The sequence below is a fragment of the Micromonospora sp. NPDC047074 genome, from assembly GCF_040643815.1.
Taxonomy (GTDB): Bacteria; Actinomycetota; Actinomycetes; order Mycobacteriales; family Micromonosporaceae; genus Micromonospora.
In genome coordinates this window covers 79636-100059 of the sequence record NZ_JBEYVB010000004.1, presented here as the reverse complement: position 1 = coordinate 100059, position 20424 = coordinate 79636, and the positions used below count along the sequence as shown (strand labels likewise).

At 68.3% G+C, this 20424-nt stretch carries 20 protein-coding genes and 2 pseudogenes; 14 read left to right on the top strand and 8 right to left on the bottom strand.

Features of this window, described 5'->3' with window-relative positions; all coding sequences use genetic code 11:
• Positions 1 to 298 precede the first annotated feature (298 nt).
• Positions 299 to 442: a hypothetical protein gene (locus ABZ809_RS09065; RefSeq protein ID WP_357561918.1), complete on the bottom strand. Its 144-nt coding sequence runs from the start codon at positions 440 to 442 to the stop codon at positions 299 to 301.
• Positions 443 to 515: 73 nt separating this feature from the next.
• Complete coding sequence (locus ABZ809_RS09060; protein WP_357561917.1) at positions 516 to 923, bottom strand: RidA family protein; 408 nt, start codon at positions 921 to 923, stop codon at positions 516 to 518.
• A 69-nt stretch (positions 924 to 992) separates the two neighbouring features.
• Here ABZ809_RS09060 and ABZ809_RS09055 point away from each other — a divergent pair, with 69 nt between their 5' ends.
• Complete coding sequence (locus tag ABZ809_RS09055; protein ID WP_357561916.1) at positions 993 to 1646, top strand: TetR/AcrR family transcriptional regulator; 654 nt, start codon at positions 993 to 995, stop codon at positions 1644 to 1646.
• Between the two features lie 112 nt (positions 1647 to 1758).
• On the top strand, positions 1759 to 2418 hold the full coding sequence (locus tag ABZ809_RS09050) for an acVLRF1 family peptidyl-tRNA hydrolase (protein ID WP_357562088.1): 660 nt from the start codon (positions 1759 to 1761) through the stop codon (positions 2416 to 2418).
• A gap of 330 nt (positions 2419 to 2748) precedes the next feature.
• Here the strand turns inward: ABZ809_RS09050 and ABZ809_RS09045 are convergent, their stop codons facing one another.
• From ABZ809_RS09045 to ABZ809_RS09030, 4 genes and pseudogenes are all read right to left on the bottom strand, one after another.
• Positions 2749 to 3363 carry a hypothetical protein gene (locus ABZ809_RS09045; RefSeq protein WP_357561915.1) on the bottom strand — a complete coding sequence of 205 codons (615 nt, stop codon included), beginning with the start codon at positions 3361 to 3363 and terminating at the stop codon, positions 2749 to 2751.
• A 182-nt stretch (positions 3364 to 3545) separates the two neighbouring features.
• A pseudogene (locus ABZ809_RS09040) lies at positions 3546 to 3679 on the bottom strand (transposase); the annotation flags it as partial.
• 237 nt (positions 3680 to 3916) lie between these two features.
• Positions 3917 to 4408 (bottom strand): hypothetical protein, encoded by a 492-nt coding sequence (locus ABZ809_RS09035; protein WP_357561914.1) that lies wholly within the window; start codon positions 4406 to 4408, stop codon positions 3917 to 3919.
• Positions 4409 to 4683: 275 nt separating this feature from the next.
• Positions 4684 to 5580 carry a LysR family transcriptional regulator gene (locus ABZ809_RS09030; RefSeq protein ID WP_357561913.1) on the bottom strand — a complete coding sequence of 299 codons (897 nt, stop codon included), beginning with the start codon at positions 5578 to 5580 and terminating at the stop codon, positions 4684 to 4686.
• Between the two features lie 375 nt (positions 5581 to 5955).
• Here ABZ809_RS09030 and ABZ809_RS09025 point away from each other — a divergent pair, with 375 nt between their 5' ends.
• The 11 genes from ABZ809_RS09025 to ABZ809_RS08975 all read left to right on the top strand — a co-directional run bounded on the left by ABZ809_RS09025 (position 5956) and on the right by ABZ809_RS08975 (position 17522).
• Complete coding sequence (locus tag ABZ809_RS09025; protein ID WP_357561912.1) at positions 5956 to 6078, top strand: hypothetical protein; 123 nt, start codon at positions 5956 to 5958, stop codon at positions 6076 to 6078.
• A gap of 45 nt (positions 6079 to 6123) precedes the next feature.
• Complete coding sequence (locus ABZ809_RS09020; RefSeq protein ID WP_357561911.1) at positions 6124 to 6315, top strand: hypothetical protein; 192 nt, start codon at positions 6124 to 6126, stop codon at positions 6313 to 6315.
• 29 nt (positions 6316 to 6344) lie between these two features.
• On the top strand, positions 6345 to 8255 hold the full coding sequence (locus ABZ809_RS09015) for an asparagine synthase-related protein (RefSeq protein WP_357561910.1): 1911 nt from the start codon (positions 6345 to 6347) through the stop codon (positions 8253 to 8255).
• 7 nt (positions 8256 to 8262) lie between these two features.
• Entirely contained in the window at positions 8263 to 8523 is a 261-nt protein-coding gene (locus tag ABZ809_RS09010) for a lasso peptide biosynthesis PqqD family chaperone (RefSeq protein ID WP_357561909.1), read from the top strand.
• Positions 8520 to 8957: a lasso peptide biosynthesis B2 protein gene (locus ABZ809_RS09005; protein ID WP_357561908.1), complete on the top strand. Its 438-nt coding sequence runs from the start codon at positions 8520 to 8522 to the stop codon at positions 8955 to 8957. The genes ABZ809_RS09010 and ABZ809_RS09005 overlap by 4 nt, the downstream gene beginning before the upstream one ends.
• 882 nt (positions 8958 to 9839) lie before the next feature.
• Complete coding sequence (locus ABZ809_RS09000) at positions 9840 to 10547, top strand: YdcF family protein (RefSeq protein WP_357561907.1); 708 nt, start codon at positions 9840 to 9842, stop codon at positions 10545 to 10547.
• A 78-nt stretch (positions 10548 to 10625) separates the two neighbouring features.
• The gene (locus ABZ809_RS08995) at positions 10626 to 11345 is read left to right on the top strand and encodes a glycosyltransferase family 2 protein (RefSeq protein WP_357561906.1); all 720 of its coding nucleotides are present in this window, start codon (positions 10626 to 10628) and stop codon (positions 11343 to 11345) included.
• 323 nt (positions 11346 to 11668) lie between these two features.
• Positions 11669 to 12433: a hypothetical protein gene (locus ABZ809_RS08990; RefSeq protein WP_357561905.1), complete on the top strand. Its 765-nt coding sequence runs from the start codon at positions 11669 to 11671 to the stop codon at positions 12431 to 12433.
• A gap of 501 nt (positions 12434 to 12934) precedes the next feature.
• Positions 12935 to 13957 carry a 3-oxoacyl-ACP synthase III gene (locus ABZ809_RS08985; protein ID WP_357561904.1) on the top strand — a complete coding sequence of 341 codons (1023 nt, stop codon included), beginning with the start codon at positions 12935 to 12937 and terminating at the stop codon, positions 13955 to 13957.
• The gene (locus ABZ809_RS08980) at positions 13954 to 16530 is read left to right on the top strand and encodes an alpha/beta fold hydrolase (RefSeq protein WP_357561903.1); all 2577 of its coding nucleotides are present in this window, start codon (positions 13954 to 13956) and stop codon (positions 16528 to 16530) included. The genes ABZ809_RS08985 and ABZ809_RS08980 overlap by 4 nt, the downstream gene beginning before the upstream one ends.
• Positions 16527 to 17522 carry an NAD-dependent epimerase/dehydratase family protein gene (locus tag ABZ809_RS08975; protein WP_357561902.1) on the top strand — a complete coding sequence of 332 codons (996 nt, stop codon included), beginning with the start codon at positions 16527 to 16529 and terminating at the stop codon, positions 17520 to 17522. The genes ABZ809_RS08980 and ABZ809_RS08975 overlap by 4 nt, the downstream gene beginning before the upstream one ends.
• A 53-nt stretch (positions 17523 to 17575) precedes the next feature.
• Here the strand turns inward: ABZ809_RS08975 and ABZ809_RS08970 are convergent, their stop codons facing one another.
• Both ABZ809_RS08970 and ABZ809_RS08965 read right to left on the bottom strand, forming a co-directional pair.
• Positions 17576 to 18511 carry a cation diffusion facilitator family transporter gene (locus ABZ809_RS08970; protein ID WP_357562087.1) on the bottom strand — a complete coding sequence of 312 codons (936 nt, stop codon included), beginning with the start codon at positions 18509 to 18511 and terminating at the stop codon, positions 17576 to 17578.
• Positions 18512 to 18612: 101 nt separating this feature from the next.
• Positions 18613 to 18884 (bottom strand): annotated as a pseudogene (locus ABZ809_RS08965) (GlsB/YeaQ/YmgE family stress response membrane protein).
• 173 nt (positions 18885 to 19057) lie between these two features.
• Here ABZ809_RS08965 and ABZ809_RS08960 point away from each other — a divergent pair.
• Positions 19058 to 20389, top strand: a complete 1332-nt coding sequence (locus ABZ809_RS08960; protein ID WP_357561901.1) for an SMI1/KNR4 family protein — start codon at positions 19058 to 19060, stop codon at positions 20387 to 20389.
• Positions 20390 to 20424 lie beyond the last annotated feature (35 nt).

The window sequence follows — 20424 nt, the reverse complement described above, 5'->3', positions numbered from 1 at the left end:
TGCCGCGAAGTCGCACGGGGACACCTCCGGTGGTCGGGAGGGAATCTAGTGCCATCGAACTATAAAGATAGTTAAGTATTAATGCAATGAGACCCGACCCCGGTCGGGCCGGCGGTCCCGGCCGCGGGGCCCAGCGGGGCGACCTCAGGACGCACAGCGCCGCCGCGGCGGCGTCGGGACGCCACGTGGCGGCCAGCCCCGCGCGGTACAGGTGCCGTTCGTCGGCCCCGGCGTCCGCCAGGCTCGGGCCAACGCCCGCGCGTCGGGCTCCACCGGCGGCAGGACCGTGACGTACGCGTCAGGCCCCCGGCCCGACCGCCGCCGCTGCGGCCTGCCGGAGACTGGCGGCGTCGCGCAGCCCCAGCAGCGGAGCGGTCAGCGCGCCCAGCGCGGCACCTGCCGACGCGCCGATCACACTCACGTTGCGTGACGCGCGAATCACGGCTTGAGCGTACGGGGGCGGCCGCTTCCTGTCTCGAGGGCGATGCGTGCGCTGCGTCAGCGGAGCACAGGGGTCAGTCGAGGACGGCGGTGGCCTCCACCTCGACCAGCAGGTCGGGCTCACCCAGCGCGGCGACACCCAGCAGGGTGATCGGCTTGACCGGGTCGATCCCCAGCTTCGCGGCCGCCCTGGCCACACCTTCGCCCAGCAAGGGCATCTTGTCAGGGGACCAGTCGACGATGTAGATGGTCAGCTTCGCCACATCGTCGAACGAGCCACCGACCCCAGCCAGGGCCGTACCGATGTTGAGGTATGCCTGCTCGACCTGGGCGGCCAGATCGCCCTCGCCAACCGGGTTTCCATCCGCGTCGCGAGCCACCTGGCCCGCCAGGAACACCAGCCTCGATCCGGTGGCGATCGACAACTGCCGGTACACCTCGGGCTTCGGCAGTCCGTCGGGGTTGACCAGCTCCACGGCCATGAACCACTCCTCGCATCGGCGGCAGAAGATCGGACGTCTAAACATAGCATTGCTATGTATTGTGGCGCCATGGTCAGAACAAGAGACCCCGCGGTCCGCACCCTGCTGATCGAGCGAGCCGCGCAGATGCTGCGCGCCCGGGAGCCGGTCACCCTACGCTCGCTCGTCGCGGGAACCGGCGTGTCGACCATGGCCGTCTACACCTACTTCGGCGGGATGGACGGCTTGTGGCAGGCAACCCGTCAGGAGGGATTCGTTCGCCTTGCCGCCAAGCTCGAGGCGGTCCCGCTGTCAGCAGACCCGGTACGAGACCTCGCCGCCCTGGGGGCCGCCTACCTGTCCAACGCCCTGGCCAACCCCGACCTCTACCGGGTCATGTTCGATGCCGGCTACGAACTGGAAGACCCCGCAGCCGCAGACGAATCACTGAATTGCCTGCTACGCGCCATCGACCGGGCCAAGGACATCGGACGCTTCCGCCACGACGTCGACGCCCTGGCCCTGGCCACACAAAGCTGGACCATCGGCCACGGACTGGTGTCCCTGGTGGCCACAGGTCCCCTACCGCGCCAGGCACTCGGCCACGGCGCACCCATGCTCACCGCCCTGTACATCAGTTGCGGCGACGACCCAGCCACCTGCCGCCGGTCAGTCGAACTCGGCTGGCACCCCGATCCTCACCCCGAAACGACCCCGGTCAGCCAGCCTGCAGCCACCACCTGACGCCCGCAACTCGGCGGAGCCGGGCATCATCTGGGCGGTGTTCGATGGCGCGCCCCGCTTCTTTGTGAGCATGGTGGGTGCAGGCCGGCCGTTCCTGACAGGGGGAGTTCACGTGGTGAAGGCGCGACCCGCCGCGGGTGGCGGGCGGTGGGTGGAGATCTCACCGGAGAGGATTCGTGGTTGGCTCGACGGCTTCTACAGCCGCCACGACGGCGCCACCGAGCAGGGCCTCGTGTTGACCGGTGTGAGCAACGGTGACACCGCCACGCTGTATCCGCCGCCGGGGCTTGCCGACGCGAAGGACGTCGACACGCTGTTGGCCCGTATCATCCGACCGCCCCGGATCGCCGTGCTGCTGGCCCGTAAGGGCGCGGTTGCCGCCGGTGTCGCGGACGGTACGACCATCACCGTCTCCAAGGTCGAGCGATTCTACGTGCAGGGTCGCACCGCGGCCGGCGGTTCCTCGCAGCAGCGCTACGCACGTCGCCGCGCCAACCAGGCCCAGGCTGCTACTGCGCGGGCTGCGGACATCGCCGCGCGGATCATGCTGCCCCATGCGCCCGGTGTTGTCGCCGACCCTCACGATGCGGTCAGTGCCCTGGTCTGTGGCGGCGACCGGTCGATGATCGACGCGGTGCTGACCGACCGGCGTCTGGCGCCGCTGGCGCTACTGCGTCATCCACACCTGCTCGAATCCGCCGAGCCCCGGCTGGCCGTCCTGGAGGATGCGGCGGTTACGGCCAGACGGATCCGCGTCCATCTGATGCCGTGACCACGACCAGGTCCAGCAGGTCGACGACACAGAGGATGACCGAGGCTTCAGCCGCGGCTGGCGTACAGGTCCACGATGACGGCCACGGGGCATGCGGAACTTCGCCGAGAGCAGGGTTTCCAGGCCGTTGCGGTACTTACCGGCTATGGAGTCCAGCGGGCGCGCAGGACTCCATCGGCATCGGGAAGTACGGCCGTCAGTAGAGGGCGGCGTTGCTCGGCGTACACCGACAAAGCTGTTGCGGCAGCGGCATCCGCTAGTCGCGCGCGTACTGCAGGCTGGTCGGACGAGGTGTCAACCTGTCACGAACCGTGTCAACGGTGCTCGGGGTCAGCCGGTGCCATCGCGAGTCGTTGTGCACGTAGCCCTCCTCGAGCAGCACGTGCCAAGCTCGTCAACTAACCCCGCCAGGTCGGCCCAGAATGCCGCGTCGGCGGAGCGGACGTCGATGTGGTCGTCGTCCAACCCGAAGACGTACGGCGAACCGGAGATCGGCTCCGCGAACAGACCATGCTTGTGGGCGAAGGCGACCGCTCTGGGGCAGCCAGCGCTGCTGGCGACATAGACGTACTGGTCCCAGCCGACGTGAACGAAGAAGTCGTCCCCCGCTTCCAGCCGGCACCATACGCCGTCGCCACGCAGCATCGACCGCACCAGCTCCACGGCATGATCCAGCTGAAGAGGAGCGCCGTCGTGGTAGCCGTCTAGGTCGACGCCGAACAGCTCGACGAGCCCACCAAAGCGTTCCTGGATGTCCGATCCGATGCCAGTGACGATGGGGACCGACGGCTCCCGGATCTGCAGGACGTCCACACCGGTGTCCTCGGCAAAGGCCGCCACCGTGTCCAGATAGGCGGCCTCGACCGGACCGTGGTCGCTGTCGGCGTCTTCGCGGCCGGTGTAATGGCCCCGCTCATCTCGATCAGCCGGGTTGTACTTTGTCACGCGCCAGACGCGAAGCGCCGGAGCGTGGTTCCCCGTAGTCACCTTACGATCATGGCAGAACCCTATGACCCGGGCCGCCGAAGTCCTCCGAGTCGCCGCGGCGGTCGGCCCTTGTTAGCTCGGCACGTTTCGTAGCCTGGTGCGCTGGATCGACACGATGCCGCCGAGCCAGAGCCAGCCGCGGTCCACGACGTTGGGAGGTAGAGCTGCCAGTCGATCAGCGCGTGCCCGTGCTGCAGTGGTAGGCGAGAAACACCCCGACCTGGCAATTCTCCGTCCGACCCGCGGTGCCGGGGTACTGGCGTTACACCCCGGCCGGATCGCCGAGCTGCTCGACCACGTACCACTTCGAAGGCCGCTCCTGGATCGGCTGGCACCGCCTCGTCACCCTCACCGCGGCCGCCCAACTGTTACAAAACCAACCGCGGCTGACACGCCAATAGCAACGGGGCAGACCTGAGCCTCTACGCCGTCCTGCGGCAACCGCAGGACCTACTCGCGACCCGGCTCGGTGCTGCCCCTCTGCCACCAACCCGTCCCCAACAATGCACTACTAGGAGAACTTGACCGAGCCCGCTCGGTTGCTCCAGCCGTCGCCGATGGTGCCGAGGTTCGATGCCTGATCGATCCACGTCGAGGAGGCACCCCCGAAGTTCGCCAGGTTGTAGAACTTGACGTCGCACTGGTTGTAGGTATGCACCGAGCTGACCCGGTTGTTCCAGCCGACGCTGCTGAGATCGACCCACTCAAACTCATTGTCGTAAGTGCTGGTGCACTGGCGAGACTGGGTCCAGGTGAACGTGCCCGCAGCGGTGTTGTAGCCGGTGTTGTCGTAGAAGATCGCGATCGTCAGGGCCGCTGCTCCGACATCGCTGAGTTGCCGGGCCTGCTGTTGGTCGCTGGCACAGGTGATCCGGCCGGTGTCCAGGTTGCCGACGCAATGCCGGGCGGAGGACTGGTTGGCGGCCGAAGCCGCAGCAGGGTTCGCGATCCCCACGGCAGCGATGCTCAATAGCAGGGCGATGGTACCGATCGACTTTCTCATGCATGCCTCCCAGGCGAACAACGTGGAGCCAGGGGCGGAACCAGACACGGTCGAGGTCGCTCCCCCATCAACGGAGATCGACCCAGCGGCGTCCAGATCGCTTGGACCGGGTCAGCCTCTCAGCTACCTCGCCGGCTCATCTACGGCAGCCTTCTTAAGGCGCGATAACCAGACGTTATCGGTGCACCTGCTTGGTGACGTGAACTGCCCCAGCCCTCGTCGAGCGCGGTGTGCGCCCGCGTCAAGGGGAGGCAGCCGCGACTTCCGGGCTTTCGTCAGTGCCGCAAGGGTCCGTGTTCGCGGAAGATGCCGGCCAGCGCCCGGACGCGCGGGTTGTCGTCGCTGTCGCTGCGCCACACCAGTGCCCAGCGCATGTCCGGGGCGTCCTCGAAAGGGACGAAGGTCAGGTCGGGCCGGCTGTGGTACCGGGGAGCATCGGCGCGCATGAGGTGGGTGACCTGCCCGGTCCCGACGAGCATGAGGATGTCTTCCAGCGTCGCCACGTGTACGCGCCGCTCGATGGCTCTGCCTTTGGGCGTGTGGAAGGGAACGCAGGCGTCTTCCCAGTAGTCGGGGATGTGGGGCTGGCCGGTGACGACGCCGTGGTCCTCGGCCAGTCTCTCCAGGGACACGGTGCTGCGCCTGGTCAGCGGATGGTCGTGGGCCACCGCCAGGACACGCTGCCCGGTGTGCACCAGCGGCCCGACGGTGAAGTCGACCTCCTCCACGGGAAGCCAGCAGATCAGCGCGTCCATGTCGTTGCGGCGTAGCGCGGCGAAGGCGTCGAGGTACTGGGTGTAGCGGATGTTGAGGCCCCACTGCGGGTGACGTCGGCGAAAGTCGCTCCACACCGGATCGAGATCGTGGATGAACGCGGCGATGGTGCCGATGCGCAACACGGCGGTGACGCCGCGGGCGGAAAGCCGCGCTCGCGCGAGGCTCTCCTTCACTCCCTGGTAATGCGGTGTGAGGTCGTCACGCAGCTGATCGCCCAGCGGCGTGAGCCGCACGGCCCTGCTGGTGCGCTCGAACAACCTGCCCCCGATGCTGCGTTCCTGCTGTTTGATCGCTTGGCTGACCCTGGCCTGGCTGATCCGCAGCCGCTCAGCGGTCCTTCCGAAGTGCAGTTCCGCGCTGAGCGTCAGGAAGATCTCGATGTCCCGTAACTCCACTGATCCTCCCAGCTCGATTACGCCAGTGTCACAGAGCTTGTCGAAGAACGCGGTTGATCCGCAAACGGATTGACTCCGGTAAGTGAACAGCACGACCAGCGGCCGACCACGACGCAAACCCGCCAAGCTGCACGCCGACAAGGCACGGCGACCAGTACTCCACCGACCTGACCCACCTCGGGCCCGCGAATACGACCCGAAGATCGGCCGATTCATCTCCGTCGACCCGAAAAACGACCCGCCTACACCTGTGCCGCCAACCCCGTCGTCTACAGCAACCCAGCGGCCCCATCATTGCGGGTCACCACAATCCAGCTGTCACACCCCGAGCAGTTCGGTGCCGTTGGCCTCGGCGAGCAGGGTGGTTGCACGCCGGTGGTGCCGCCGCATCGGCCCTTCCGGGCCCGGCTCGACGCGTACATCGGGTTTCTCGACGACTGGCAGCGGCCGTTCCCCGGCGCGAAGACGCTGATGCCCCTGGCCACCGGCCGGCCATGATCCTGCTGCTGATCGCGTTCCTGGGCACCTGGCGGATCGACTCCGGTGCGATGGATCCCGTATCGCCCGCCGTTCCTGCTGGGCACCACGTTCAGCGCCCGGCTGCTCGCCATCGGTCACGGGCTCCGTGGCCCCCGCGCCGGGCTGCCCGCCGCCCGCCGGATCCAGACCACACGCGACGCGACTGAGCTGCTGGTCCACACCGAACACCGGGTGGTCGTCGGACTACATAAGTGACCTTGCATGGGCCCCTGGTCCTACCTAGGGTGATCCAGACCGAGCCGGCGACGATCACCAGGGCGGCTGAGTCCTTGCTGCTCACAACGACTCGTCAGGGGAATAGCAAAGTGGATCTCGATCGGGTTGGTCAGTTTGTCGTACTTCTTCCTGACAGTGCCGCTGCCGCTGGCGTCGAGGAGCGACTGCGCGGGATAGGCGACGTCAGGCTTCATCACTCCTCCGGGCGCCCATGGCTCATCGCCAAGACCGGTACGGACCCGCTGATACACGAAGCCGCAGGTCAGTGCGCGGTCGCGTTGCTGGGCCCCGCCTCTGCGAACCATCTCGGGTTGCGCCAACTGCTTCCCCTAGCTGAGGACCCGGACGGACTTGTGCGAGCGGGGAGCCGTTTCGACGGAAGCTTCGTCCTCTTCGCGAACACGCCTGGTGGCCTGGTCGCTCGCGGACCGGTGAGTCAGACGCGGCGGGTGTTCACCGCACGGGTCAACGGTGTTCATCTCGTGTCGGACAGGGCAGACGTGTTGGCCTACCTCGGCGACACACGCCTGGAGACCAGCCGCACCAGGCTGCATCTCGCCATGGGTCTGCCCGCGCCGCTGAACGATCTCCCCGTCTGGGCAGGCGTCGAATCAGTTCCCGGCCACCGCTACGTCGCTGTGACATCGGACGGTTCCTCGCTGAGACAGCCGGTTTGGTGGACGCGCCCAACGCCCACGGGTTCGAGACGTGAGGGTGCCGAGAGGCTTCGCGCCGCGCTTGCGGCCGCAGTCGCTGTACGCACCTCGGGCGGCCAGACCGTCGTTGCCGATCTGTCTGGCGGCCTTGACTCCACTCCCGTCTGCTACTTCGCGGCACAAGGCCCTGTCGGATGCGTAGCGAATACGCTCTACGCAGACCAGATCGGCGGAGGCGAAGATCTCCTCTGGGCAAAGAAGGCAATCGCGAGCATGCCCGGAGTGACGCAGCATGTCGTTTCATCGACTGCGGACCTGCCCGAGTTCTTCGGAGGGCTGGAGGTCTCGATCTTTCCAGACGAGCCGACTCAGGCGGCAGCGGCGACGCCCAGGTTCCTGGAAATGCTGAAACGGGAACAGCAGATCGGCGCATCTATTCATCTCACCGGGGTCGGGGGAGACCATCTCTTGCGTGGTCTCCCGATGTGGGAGAAGGCCGTCTTCCGAGCAAACCCGCGACTTGCTTGGCGGCGGGTACGTGACTGGCCGCTGCTTGAGAATCAGGGGGCCTTGAGCCTGCTGAGGGATCTGCTTGACAGGCGATCGTATGGCGAATGGTACGCGGCGGCGGTCAAGCACGCAGACGATGCCGTGAGGCTGGCTCAGCTGCCAATACCTCGCATCAATGACTGGTCCGTACCCATTCAGCTCATACCGTGGCTCACGAAAGACGCACGTGAGTCGATCATCGATGACCTAAAAGGCTTGACCGATATCCTCATCCCCCTCGGCGACACGGCAAGCGAACACTTTGACCTCTACATGGTCCAAGAAGCGGGCAAAGTCGCGCGTGGCATGCACCATATTGGAGAACTCGCCGGCGTGCGCGTCGACGCGCCCCTTCTCGACGACCACGTCGTCGAGGCCGTCCTGGGGGTCGCCTACCAGGAACGCGACTCACCTTTGGAGTGGAAGCCACTCATGAAGGCGGCAATGTCCGGCCTCTTGCCGGAGGACTACCTGGCGCGCACGTCGAAGGTCGGTGGTGGACCTCAGGCAGTCCGAGGCTTCAAGAACAACTACCCGAGTCTGATGAAGATCTGGGAGGAAGCGGGACTCTTCGATCACGGCCTGATCGACCGAGACAGGTTCTTCCGTGATGTCCCGCCCGACTCGATGCGGGAGCCATCGCGATTCGTGCTCGCTCTCACAAACACCGCCCTCTTCCTCAGGGCGCGTTCCCGTAATGCTGCAACCCGATAGGGGCACGATGAGACATTCCAAGCGCCGGGAATCGACGCAGTTGAGCCGCGTAGAGACGAACTACGGCGAAGTCGTGCTCGACGAGGAGCGAGGCCAGTACTGGCACCTGAATCCGACGGCAAGTCTGGTCGTCTCGATCGTCTCCGCCGGCGGGAGCGTGGACGATGCCGTCGAAGCGATCCTGAGCCGCTACGACGTCTCGGTCGATCAAGCCCGTGCGGACGTCCACAAGGTGGTTCAGCAGCTGCGGGAGAACCGCATCCTATGAGTCAGGTGCTTCCGGTCACCCCGGTGAAGGTTCCCGTCATGACCCGTCTCGCAATACGCGCGGTCGTCCGCGTGGCACGGGTTGTGAGTAAGCAGAAGCCGGCCAGATTGAGACGCTTCTTGACAGCCGCGTCACGGGGGTCCCGGCCAGGCACCTACACCGACGTCAGCCGGGCAAGAAATGAGATTCTCACCGTCAGCACCACCTGTCGCGGCAGTTCCGCCTGCCTCATCCGCTCAACAGCCGTCGTGCTCCTGTGCAGGTTGCGCGGCTCCTGGGCGGATTGGTGTGTCGGTGTGATGGCGGAGCCTCCCTTTCAGGCGCACGCCTGGGTGGAGGCCGAGGGGCGAATCGTGGATGAGGTCGCGGGGCGCGGGGAGCTCAGGAAGCTGTTTCGCGTTGAGCGGCCGAACCTGACCACGTCGTCCAGATGAAACCCCACTTTCATAGCGAAGGAGGTGATACAAGATGAAAGAAGCGTATGTGGCTCCGGCTGTGACGGCCATGGGTAGCTTCCAGGAGGAGACGGGTGTTTTCCTCGCCTTCAACCTGGAGATCGCTATCATTATCGGTGACTGGACTCCCTGAGTAACGATCACCACCCACGAGGCATGAAGCCTGCCGTTTTCGTGGAGCAAGTCAGGGACCGCCTGCTGTTCGACAGTTCCCAGTCGAGCAGCAGGCGGCTTGTCAAGTCGTACAGCAACAGCGTCGCCGGCCTCAGACTGACGTGCTCGGCCGTACGCGCAACCGCACCCGCGCTGTGGCCCGACGGTGCTCCGGCACACCATGTCGCCAACTGCCAGATTAGGTGACCGCTGTCACATGGTCGTCGCGTCCTGGAAACCTACGACCGCGCCAAGAATCGACCTATGTCGACAGCAGCCACATTTCAGGACTGCGGACCGTGCGGAAACTCCACCTTCCGCCATCGCGCCATCACTGAGTGCACCCGCAACTACGACTGTGAATTCGGTGGGTTTCTCCGGTCGCGTGGTGGGCCCTGGTCGATGGGCCGGTGCAGGTGACGTTCAAGGCGCCGGGTGGCGCGCGGTGATCATCACACTGTTCGACTGGTTGTCGATGGTGGTGCCGGTTGTGCGTTCGCAAAGCAGAGTGGTGTGGTCGGCTGGTGTGAGGGGGCAGCCGAAGGGGTCTCGCGGTGCTGGTCCAGTCCGGGCTGGTGGCGCGGGCGGCGACGGTGTGGAACAACCTTGGGGGTGCCGGTCGTGACGCGTAGTGGGGTGGTCATCCGTGCGCGCATCCGTAGCAGTCGGCCGGCGCCCCGGGGGCGGGGCGGCGATTCGATTGCACCCGTGCTGCTGGTGTTCGGGTGCGGCGTGCAGCGAGTCGACGGGCAATGGACGCTGACGCCAGCAAGCGCCGCCCGCGTCGACACGGCGGTGGCCTACGTCGCCGCCAACGGAGCCGCCTACCGCAGCGGCGCCACGCAGATCCCACGACCTCGCATCGTCTTCAGCGGTGGCTGGCCGGGGCGACACCGCTGCGATGACAAGCCGCCGGCAGGCTGCTGTGAGGGCGATCTGATGCTGAGTCGGGCCCGGGCAGCCGGCCTCGGCCGGTACGCGGACCTGAAGTCCGAGACGCGATCGACGAGCACCCTCGAAAACGTGTTCTACGCGGTCGAGGACGGACTGCTCGCCGACGTCTCATTCGACACGCGACAACCGCTGGGCCTGGTCTCCCATTCCTGGCACCTGCCCCGCGTCAGGTTCCTCACCGCGCGCATTCTCCGGCTTCCCACTGGGGCGATGCTCGACGTTCCGGTGCCGGATGCCAGCGCTGTCGGTCGCTTCTGGTCACCGCGCATGCTGCACGCCGCGGCGTGGCTGTGCCTCCTGGGCGCACGCAGCCCGGCCGGGCTGCTGCGCCGCGAGCGGCGGCTCCTCGCGCTGGCAGCGAGGCTCATCGGTCGACGGCATGGACGCGTCCCCGTGGCACCGACCACAGTGGTTGTCGGTGGGCGCAGAAGGCAGGGTGAGGACCACTCGCGAAGGGGGTAAAGGTGCCGGCACCAAGTGCACGCCGGTAACGCCGGTATCGCCGGTGGATGCGCGTCGTGCGCTGTCGAGGAGGTTGGCATGACACAGACCGTCGTGGTCCTGCCGGTGTACCAGCCGGGCGAGAGGCTCGTCGAACTCGTCTCTGATCTGCGTACGTCGACAGCACACATGCCTGTCGTCGTGGTGGACGACGGCAGCGGCACGGACTCGGCGCACCTGCTGCGGCGGGTGCGCGACCTCGGCTGCACACTGCGGCGCCTGGACCGCCACCGCGGCAAGGGAAGCGCACTCAAGGAGGGTTACCAGTACGTACTGCGAGCCCACCCGGAAAAGGACGTGGTGTGCGCCGACGCCGACGGCCAGCATCGTGCGTCAGACATCCTGCGCCTGGCCGAACGGGTGCGCGACACCAGGAGCATCGTGCTCGGCGTCCGTCGGTTCGACGGTGATGTCCCGCTACGCAGCCGCGTCGGCAACACCATCACACGAGCCCTGTTCAAGGCGACAACCGGCGTGACGGCGTCCGATACCCAGACCGGTCTGCGGGCATACCCGCACGAGTTGGTGCGATGGCTGCTGACGATTCCGGGCGAACGCTTCGACTACGAGATGGCCGTCCTCGTCGCCGCCGCCCGCAACCGCTGCCCGATCGAGCAGGTCACGATACCCACGCGGTATCTCGATGGGAACGCCTCTTCTCACTTCGGCACGCTCATCGACTCCGTGCGGACGTACCGGCCGCTACTGATGCCCGCCGAGCTCCCCCTACGCAACTCACCATGCCCGAACAACCACTGACGCCAATCGGCGTGCAGCCATGACAGCTTGACTGCCGAAGCCCTGACCAGCTCTGTTGCTGGTCAGGGCAGTTGCCCGTCGGGACGGCCGGATTCGCACCGACGATTCCCCTGCGTGAAGAACTTCCGGCACGGTGGTCACTGGTCCCCGCCGTGCTCCACCAGACGGCGGCAGCCTAGAGATCAATATCGATTGAGGGCAACCCGCGACTGCGCCCGGGACAGAGGCGATACCGTTTCGTCGTGCGCCTACGCCGGAGACCGAGCAGCGGATGGACGCGCGATCAGCGGCGCGCGGCCATCGCCGTGTTGCTCTCAGCCGCGATGATCGAAATTCGTGCCCTCGCGTCGAGGCCCGACTTCTCGAAGCATCCAGACGGGCACCTCACCGAGATCAGACTCATCGCTGACGTCTGCCACAACCTGCCCGGCGCCGACAAGCCCCGGCCGGCTGGCGAGTACGACGGACTCGTCTGGACCTGGCAGACCGCCAACGACTTCCAGCGGGCCTGGCTGCGCACGCACTTCGCCCACGCCGGTATCGATACCTCTTTCCTGGAGCAAGCCCCACGGCTGCCGCGGCCCGCGACGGCACCAGACACTCGGCCCACCTGGAAGCGCTGGCAGTGGCCTCGCGGTCCGAGGACGTTCATCGCGGTCGACTCGAACACCCTTGCCGACCTTGAGCGTCAGGCCCGAGCGGTCGACCGCCAGGACCCCACCCACGGGCCCGTACGCGCCGCCTTCCTTGAGTGGTTTCTCGATCACCTCCACCCGGACGGGCGGCACATCCTGCGTCCCAGCCGCCAGGGCGAAACCTTCTTCCGGCCCGACGGCCCAGACGATCTCCGCCAGTACCGCGCGCTCGTGACCATGCGCGACGGTGCACTCATCGTCGACCACCCCCGCCTCCGCGCCTCGGACGTCGCCGCACTGCCCGCCAACCTCCACCTACTGCGTCGGCTGCAACTAGCCGCCGTTCCGCCACGCAGGCAAGAACGCGACGTCGGGCTCTGGGCACGTCACCACCGCGCCACCCATCCGGAATGCCGCGACTGGACCGTGCTCGACACGTCCGACGACGTTTGACGTCACTCACCTTCAGCGCTCGCCTCACGCACGAGGATGAGCAGCACGGCGCACTGTCGCCGCTAAGCGCAGCCCGATACAGTCCGGTCGTCGCGCAGGCCGAAGCACCCGAGGTGGAAGGCCCTGACCTTGCACTGCGGCGAAAAGCCGCCCAGGCGGACCGGTCAGCCGCTGGTTCTCGCCTGCCAGCTCCGCAGCAACTCCCCGACCTGTCACCGACGGAACGAACTCGACAGGGCACGGTTCGGCGCCCACCTGTGATGGCAGGCTCACCAGACGCGGAAGGGCTCCCGAACGGTGACGCGGATCCGTCGGCGGCGACGTCTGCCGACAAGGCGTGGAGTGGCGGGTTACTTACTGAGCGCTCCCATGGAGCGAAGACGTGCTGGATGCGTGCGGGCGGGTGAGTGATGTTCACCGCGATGCCGATCGGCCATTGGTGGATGGGGGGACCGAGTGGATAACTTCGAGCCCTCAGGGTGGGCGACGGGCGGAGGCTGGATGACGCATGGCAACGCTGAGTATCGCTACACGAACACGGCGATATTGTCGGTGGCGGCTTTGGAGGCGCCGGTCGTTGTCACCTCTGATCAGTTCGACGAGCAGCTGAGCGAGACCTTCCGGCGGTTGAGGCTGCGCCCGGGGATGCTTCAGCGGATCGCCGGCGTCCAGGAGCGGCGCTGGTGGCCGGAGGGCTTCGGATTCGCCGACGCGGCGGCGATGGCCGGGGCCAAGGCACTGTCGGAGGCGGGTGTCGACGCGCGTGACGTCGGCCTGCTGATCAACACATCCGTGTCACGAGCGCATCTGGAGCCGTCGACGGCGGTGGCGATCCACCACGCGCTGGACCTGCCGCCATCGGCCTTGAACTTCGACATCGCCAACGCCTGCCTCGGGTTCGTCAACGGGATCCAGGTCGCTGCGAACATGATCGACGCCGGACAGATCCGGTACGCGCTGATCGTGGCGGGCGAGAGCTCCCGTGAGGCCCAGCAGGCGACGATCGAGCGGCTACGTAGATCCGACTCCACCCGGGACGACGTCCGGGAGCAGTTCGCCACGTTGACCCTCGGTTCGGGCGCGGCCGCGATGGTGCTGGCTACCGCGGACGCCCACCAGCAGGGGCACCGGCTGATCGGCGGTGTGGGCCGGGCGGCCACCCAACACCACAAGCTGTGCGTCGGGGACAACACGCGGATGCGTACCGATGCGAAGGGTCTTCTCGACGCGGGTGTGAGCCTCGCTGAGGCGACGTGGGCGCACGCCGGGTCGTGGGACTGGCAGAACATGGACCTCTATGTCATGCACCAGGTCTCGGTGGCCCACACGCAGGGAGTCGTCAGCCGGCTCGGCCTTGACCCTCGGAAGGTCCCGGAGACGTTCCCGCTGTGGGGAAACGTCGGCCCGGCGTCGCTGCCGTTGACTCTGGCCCACCACGCGGGATCACTCAACTCCGGTGACCGGGTGCTGTGCATGGGGGTTGGCTCCGGCCTGAACACGTGCGCTCTGGAGGTCGTGTGGTGAGCAGTCGAGACGCCGTGCCGCCGCTCGGACTGCCCGGTCTGGACGGTGCCTGGTCCCGGTGGGTCACCGCGGTGGACAGTCAGGGCGTGCAGCGCACCTGGCATGTCCTGGACACCGCCGCTACGGATTCCGGTAGCGCGTTCCGACCGGTCGGGACTCTGCTGTGCGTGCACGGCAATCCCACCTGGTCGTACCTGTGGCGGCATCTGCTGGCCCGGTTCGCGCGGGCTGACGCACCGCCGTGGCGGGTGGTCGCCGTGGACCATCTGGACATGGGGTTCTCCGAGCGCACCGGCACCGTACGCGGGCTGGCGCAACGGATCGACGACCTCACCACGGTCACCGACGCGCTGGGTCTGACCGGGCCGGTGGTCACGGTCGGGCACGACTGGGGCGGGTCCATCTCGTTGGGTTGGGCCCTGCGCCACCGTGATCAGCTACGCGGTGTCGTGTTGACCAACACCGCGGTGCACCAGCCGAGTGGGTCGCCGGCGCCCACACTGATCCGCCTGGCCCGACTGCCCGGCGTGCTGCCGGCGGTGACCGTGCGGACGCCGACGTTCCTGCAGGCCACCCTCGCATTGGCGAATCCGTGGCTGCCGGAGCCTGTCCGAGAGGGCTATCTCGCTCCGTACCGCAGCGTGGACCGACGGGCGGCGATCGGCGGCTTCGTCGCGGACATCCCGCTCAGTCCCGACCACCCGAGCTGGCAGGCGCTGCAAGAGGTCGCGCAGGGTCTGCACACGCTGGCGGAGACACCGACACTGCTGTTGTGGGGGCCGCGCGACCCGGTCTTCGGCGAGGTGCATCTGAGGGACCTGCGGAACCGGCTGCCGCATGCGCAGTTGCACCGGTTCGAAGGCGCGGGTCACCTGCTCCCCGAGGACGCCGATGTCGCCGGTGCGGTCGCGCGGTGGCTGGTCGACCTGGACGGCCGGCCGGCCGACCCGACCCCGACGCCGGAAGCGGCAGTGCCATGGCGTCCGCTGTGGGCGGCATTGGCAGAGCGTGCCGAGGACCGCTCGGTCGCCCTGGTCGAGCTGGCGAACAACGGCCGGCAGGTCAGCTGGTCCTTGTTGTGGCAACGGATCCGGGAGATCGGGGCCGGATTGTCGGCCTCCGGAGTGCGTCGCGGTGATCGGGTGGCACTACTCGTACCGCCCGGCGCCGATCTGACCGCCGCCATCTACGCGTGCCTTCGCATCGGTGCGGTGATCGTGGTGGTCGATCCAGGTCTGGGACTGGCCGGCATGAGCCGGGCACTGCGCAGCGCCGACCCCTCGCACCTGGTCGCCATCGGCCGCGGACTCGCCGTCGCCCGGGCCCTGCGCTGGCCCGGACGGCGGATCGGGGCCGGGCCTGGCGCCGCCGCGTTGGGGGTGCCCACCCTGGGCAAGCTCGCCCGCCTCGGCGCCGGCGTCGTGGAACTTCCGGCCACGCCGGACCCGGACGACGACGCGGCCGTGTTGTTCACCTCCGGTTCTACCGGGCCGGCGAAGGGCGTGGTCTACACCCATCGCCAACTCGCCGCGATGCGTGACGCGCTGCTCGGACTCGGGGTGAACGCCGACGCCGGAATCGTGGCGGCGTTCGCGCCATTCGCACTGTTCGGGCCGGCCCTCGGTGCCCCTTCGGCGATCCCGGACATGAGCGTCACCGCACCACGGACGTTGACCGCCACCGCTCTCGCTGAGGCGACAGCCGCGGTCGACGGTTCGGCGGTGTTCGCGTCACCGGCCGCGTTACGCAACGTGGTCGACACCGGCGACGTGCTGGACGATCGCCAGCGCACCGCGTTGGAGGGGGTGACACTGCTGCTCAGCGCGGGCGCGCCGGTGCCCGCCGCGCTGCTCGCCCAGACGCGGGCGTTGATGCCCAAGGCGCAGCCGCACACCCCCTACGGGATGACCGAGGTCCTCCCGGTCACCGACATCACCCTCGACGAGATCGTCGACGCCCAGCCGGGTGACGGTGTCTGCGTCGGCCGGCCGTTGCCCGGTGTTGAGGTGGCGATCGCGGCCCTGGACTCGACCGGCACGCCTTCCGAGCAACCCGGTTGCGCTCCTGGGCTGACCGGCGAGATCCTGGTCAGGGCCGGGCATGTGAAGGATCGTTACGACGGGCTCTGGCTGACCGAGCGGGACAGCTCTCGCAATCCCGGATGGCACCGCACCGGCGACGTAGGGTGCCTGGATCCCGATGGCCGGCTGTGGGTGCAGGGTCGACTGGCCCATATCCTGCTCACGTCCGACGGCGTGCTCAGCCCGGTCGGGATCGAGCAGCAGGTCGAGTCGTTGCCGCAGATCGCGCGGGCCGCAGTGGTCGGTGTGGGACCGCCCGGTGTGGCGAAGGTCGTGGTCATCGCCGAGACCCTGCCCGGGACCCGCCGTGCCCGACTGGCCAGCCGAGAACTCACCGACGCGGTACGTACCGCAGCCGCGCCGCCGGTCGCGGCCGTGTTGGTGGTCCCGTCCCTGCCGACGGACATCCGCCACAACTCGAAGATCGACCGTACCCGGCTCCGTCACTGGGCGGAACGAGTGCTCGCTGGCGGAAGGATCAGCGGACCGTGAGGATCCTGGTCACCGGTGCCAGCGGCATGCTCGGCAGCGCTGTCGCCACAGCTCTGCGGATGCGCGGCGACGAGGTACGCGTCCTGCAGCGTCGGCCCAGCGGCCTGGTCGGGGTCGACGAGCGTCGCGGCGACATCACCGATCCGGAAGCCGTACGGGCGGCCGCTGAAGGGGTCGACGCCGTGGTCCACCTGGCCGCGAAAGTGTCGATGACCGGCCCGTGGCAACAGTTCGAGCACACCAACGTCGGTGGCACGGCCACCCTGCTCGCCGCCGCCCGGGCAGCCGGCGTGACGCGGTTCGTGCACGTGTCCTCGCCGTCGGTGGCCCACCACGGCACCGGCCTGGTCGGCGTCGGTGCCGGCGCCGCCGACCCGGACCGGGCCCGGGGCCACTACGCCCGCAGCAAGGCCTCGGCTGAGTTGCTCGCGTTGGCCGCCGACTCGCCCGACTTCGCCGTGGTGGCGATCCGCCCCCACCTGGTCTGGGGACCGGGCGACACCCAGTTGGTGGGCCGGATCGTCGCGCGAGCCCGGGCCAGCCGGCTGGCACTGGTCGGCCAGGGAACCGCCCTGATCGACACGACGTACGTCAGTAACGCCGTCGACGCCCTCGTCGCCGCGCTCGACCGGGCGCCCGAGGCCGGCGTACACGGGCAGGTCTTCGTCGTGACCAACGGTGAGCCGCGGACAGTGCACGAACTCATCGACCGGATCTGCGTCGCCGCCGACACGGCGCCGCCGAGGCTTCGGGTGCCGGTGGCCGTGGCGAAGGCCGGCGGCACCGCAGTGGAGTGGCTGTGGTCGGCACTTCGGCGTACTGAGGAACCGCCGATGACCCGGTTCCTGGCCGAGCAGTTGTCCACCGCACACTGGTTCGACCAACGCCGGACCCGAGAGGCACTGTGCTGGTCACCGCAGGTGACGCTTGCGGAAGGCTTCGTTCGGCTGGCCTCGGCGTACCGGCAGGGTCCCCGCCCTGGTGGCCGCTGACGGGGCCTGGGACGTCATCGCCCCTCACCCCCGACTCTGGTCCTGAACCAGCCTCAACGGGTCAGGTTGGTGCGTAGGCGCTGTCGGTCGATGTCGGGTTCGAGGTAGATCGTGGTGGCGGTGGGTAGGGCCCGCCGGATCCGCGCCTCGGCGTCGTCGATGGTGGCGGCGACGTCGGCACCCTGCTCGGCGGTGCCGACGGCGATCTTCGCCACGACGAGGAGTTCTTCCGGCCCCAGGTGCAGGGTGCGCAGGTGGATGACCCGATCGACGCCGGGGGTGGACACCAGTTCGGTGTGGATCGCGGCGACTTCTTCGGGCAGGGCGGCCTCTCCGATGAGCAGGCTCTTGGTCTCGACGGCGAGGACGACGGCGATGGCGACGAGCAGGACACCGATGCACAGGGTGGCGATGCCGTCGAAGATGGCGTTGCCGGTGAGCACGCTGAGGCCGACCCCGCACAGCGCGAAGATCAGGCCGAGCAGGGCTCCGGCGTCCTCGAGCAGGATCACTGGCAGTTCGGGGGCGCGGGCGTGGCGTACGAAGGAGACCCAGCCTCGGTTGCCGCGGACCTTGTTGGCCTCCTTGACGGCGGTGTACATGGCGTAGCTCTCCAGCGCGATCGCGATGACCAGTACGGCGACGGCAATCAGCGGTGAGGTCAGCTCGTGGGGATCAGTGATCTTGTGGTAGCCCTCGTAGAGCGCGTACAGGCCACCGAGGGTGAACAGGATGATCGCAACGATGAAGGCGTAGACGTAGCGTTCGCGGGCGTACCCGAACGGGTGCAGCGCCGACGGGGCGCGGCGGGCGCGCTTGCCGCCGACCAGCAGCAGCGCCTGGTTCGTGGAGTCCGCCACCGAGTGCACGCCCTCGGCGAGCATCGACGCCGACCCGGTGACCGCTGCGGCGACGAACTTGCTCACCGCGATGCCCAGGTTCGCGACCAGCGCCGTCACCACGGCCTTGGTGCTGCCCTCCGCCGCCATCAGTTGTTCCCTCTCGTCGTACGTCATGGTGTGGGTGGTCAGTGTGCCAGCGGCGCGGCGGGCTGGTGCCGCAGGTGCCGGCGGTACTGATGGTGTGACGGTCAGTGGATGCGGCGGCGGCCGTAGGCGCCGGCGGCGATGGCCACGCCGATCGCGGCGAAGACGACCTGGATGGCCAGTTCGATCCAGTCGACGCCGGCGGTGTCGTCGACACCGAGCGCACCGGCGACGTGGGTGCCGAGAATCGCGGCGACCACACCGATGAGCAGGGTCAGCCAGATGGGATGTGCTGCTTGCCGGGTACGACCAGTCGGCCCGGCCCGCCGATGATGAGGCCGATGATGATCGCGGTGAAGAAGCCGGTGACTTCCACGGGGAGCCGTCCCTCCAGGAGTTTCCTGTCGTCGGCTCCGATCATTGCCCTGCCCCGCGGATGCCGAAACCGCCGTCTCACCGCCCGCGAACACCGCGACTGGATGCTGGCCGAGGGGCGAGGCCGCCGTCGGCGGCCGACGCGGGCGCCGACCCGCCGCCTACGATCAGGCGATGATCGACGCTACGCTGTTTCAGGCCGATGCCTGGCGTCCGTTCGTGACCGCGCTGCGCAACAGCATGCCCCCCGAGGCAGGGAAGGCCGAGTTCCGCGGCACGATGGCGCCGGGCGCGTTCGGCGGCTCGATCACCTACGACGGCGACCACCGCCTCCTCGGGCTGGACCTGAAGCGGGGTGAGCGGCCGACGGACATGCTCAGATCGCTGACCGAGCTGACCGGCGGGCAGGCCGTCGCGGTGCGCGGCGTCACGACGCACTCCGGGGCGGCAACGGTGAGCATCGTCCCCAGCGCGCCGCAGGTTTCGTTCGGGATGGGCAGCGACCTGCTGGAGGACGTGCACCTGGTCGCCGGAGCGCATCCGGAGCCGTACCGCCGCGAGCCGGTCCGCTACGACGTGGCCTCCTCCCCCGGCGCCGACGCGGCCACAGTCACCGCGCTGGTCCGACAGCTGCTGCCGGACGCGCGGCCGGCCGACCCGTCGGAGCTGGCCGCAGCGGAGGCGGACCTCGGCGTCGCACTGCCCGATGACGTCCGGGCGCTCTTCCTCGCCGCGGCCGAGGGCACCCTGGTCCTGCAGCCCGCCGACCGGGATCGTCTTCACGGCTTGCGGATCGTGCCGCTGGCCGACGCCGCCGCCCGCGCCTGTCTGGAACCGCAGGCCCGATACCTGTCCTGGAGGTATGGCGCGACCGAGGTCGTCGCGCCCGATCCGCACGGCCGGATGCAGCAGCTGGCAGCCTCGCCAGCGTGGTTCGTGGTCGGAGATGACGGTGGCGGCAACCTGTACGTCGTCGACCTCGCCCCCGGGCCGCAGGGGACGTTCGGCCAGGTGCTGTTCGTGGACCACGAGATGTCGGCTGGCGCCCGCTGGCTGGCGCCCTCGCTGACCGAGCTGCTCACCGAGCGGCCCACCACCCTGGCGAAGCTGGGTCCGGAAGGCGGGCTGCTGGTGCGGGCCGGATCGCGCAGCGGCAGGACACTCGCCGATGTCCAGCCGACGACCGAGGTGCTGTACATCAGAGCCGGAGCCGCACCCTCGGACCTGTCCGCGCTGGCCGGCCACCGGCTGCGCACCCTGGTCACCGAATCCGCCGTCGTCGCCGACCTTCCCGCCGTCACCGAGCTGCCCGCGCTGGAATACCTGCAGCTCGACGTCGCGGGCTGGCAGCAGCTGCTGCGCGCCGGGCAGGTCCCGTCGACCCTGCTGGCCGCCGGCCTGAGTGGCCGTGCCGGCTGGACGGACACGGTCGAAGTGGTAAACGGTCTGCTGGCGGCCTGGGAACAGGAGCCGATCCAGGTGATTGACGTTCCGGTGCAGCTCTGACCGCCGGTCCGGGTCAGGCGAACCCCAGCCGGACG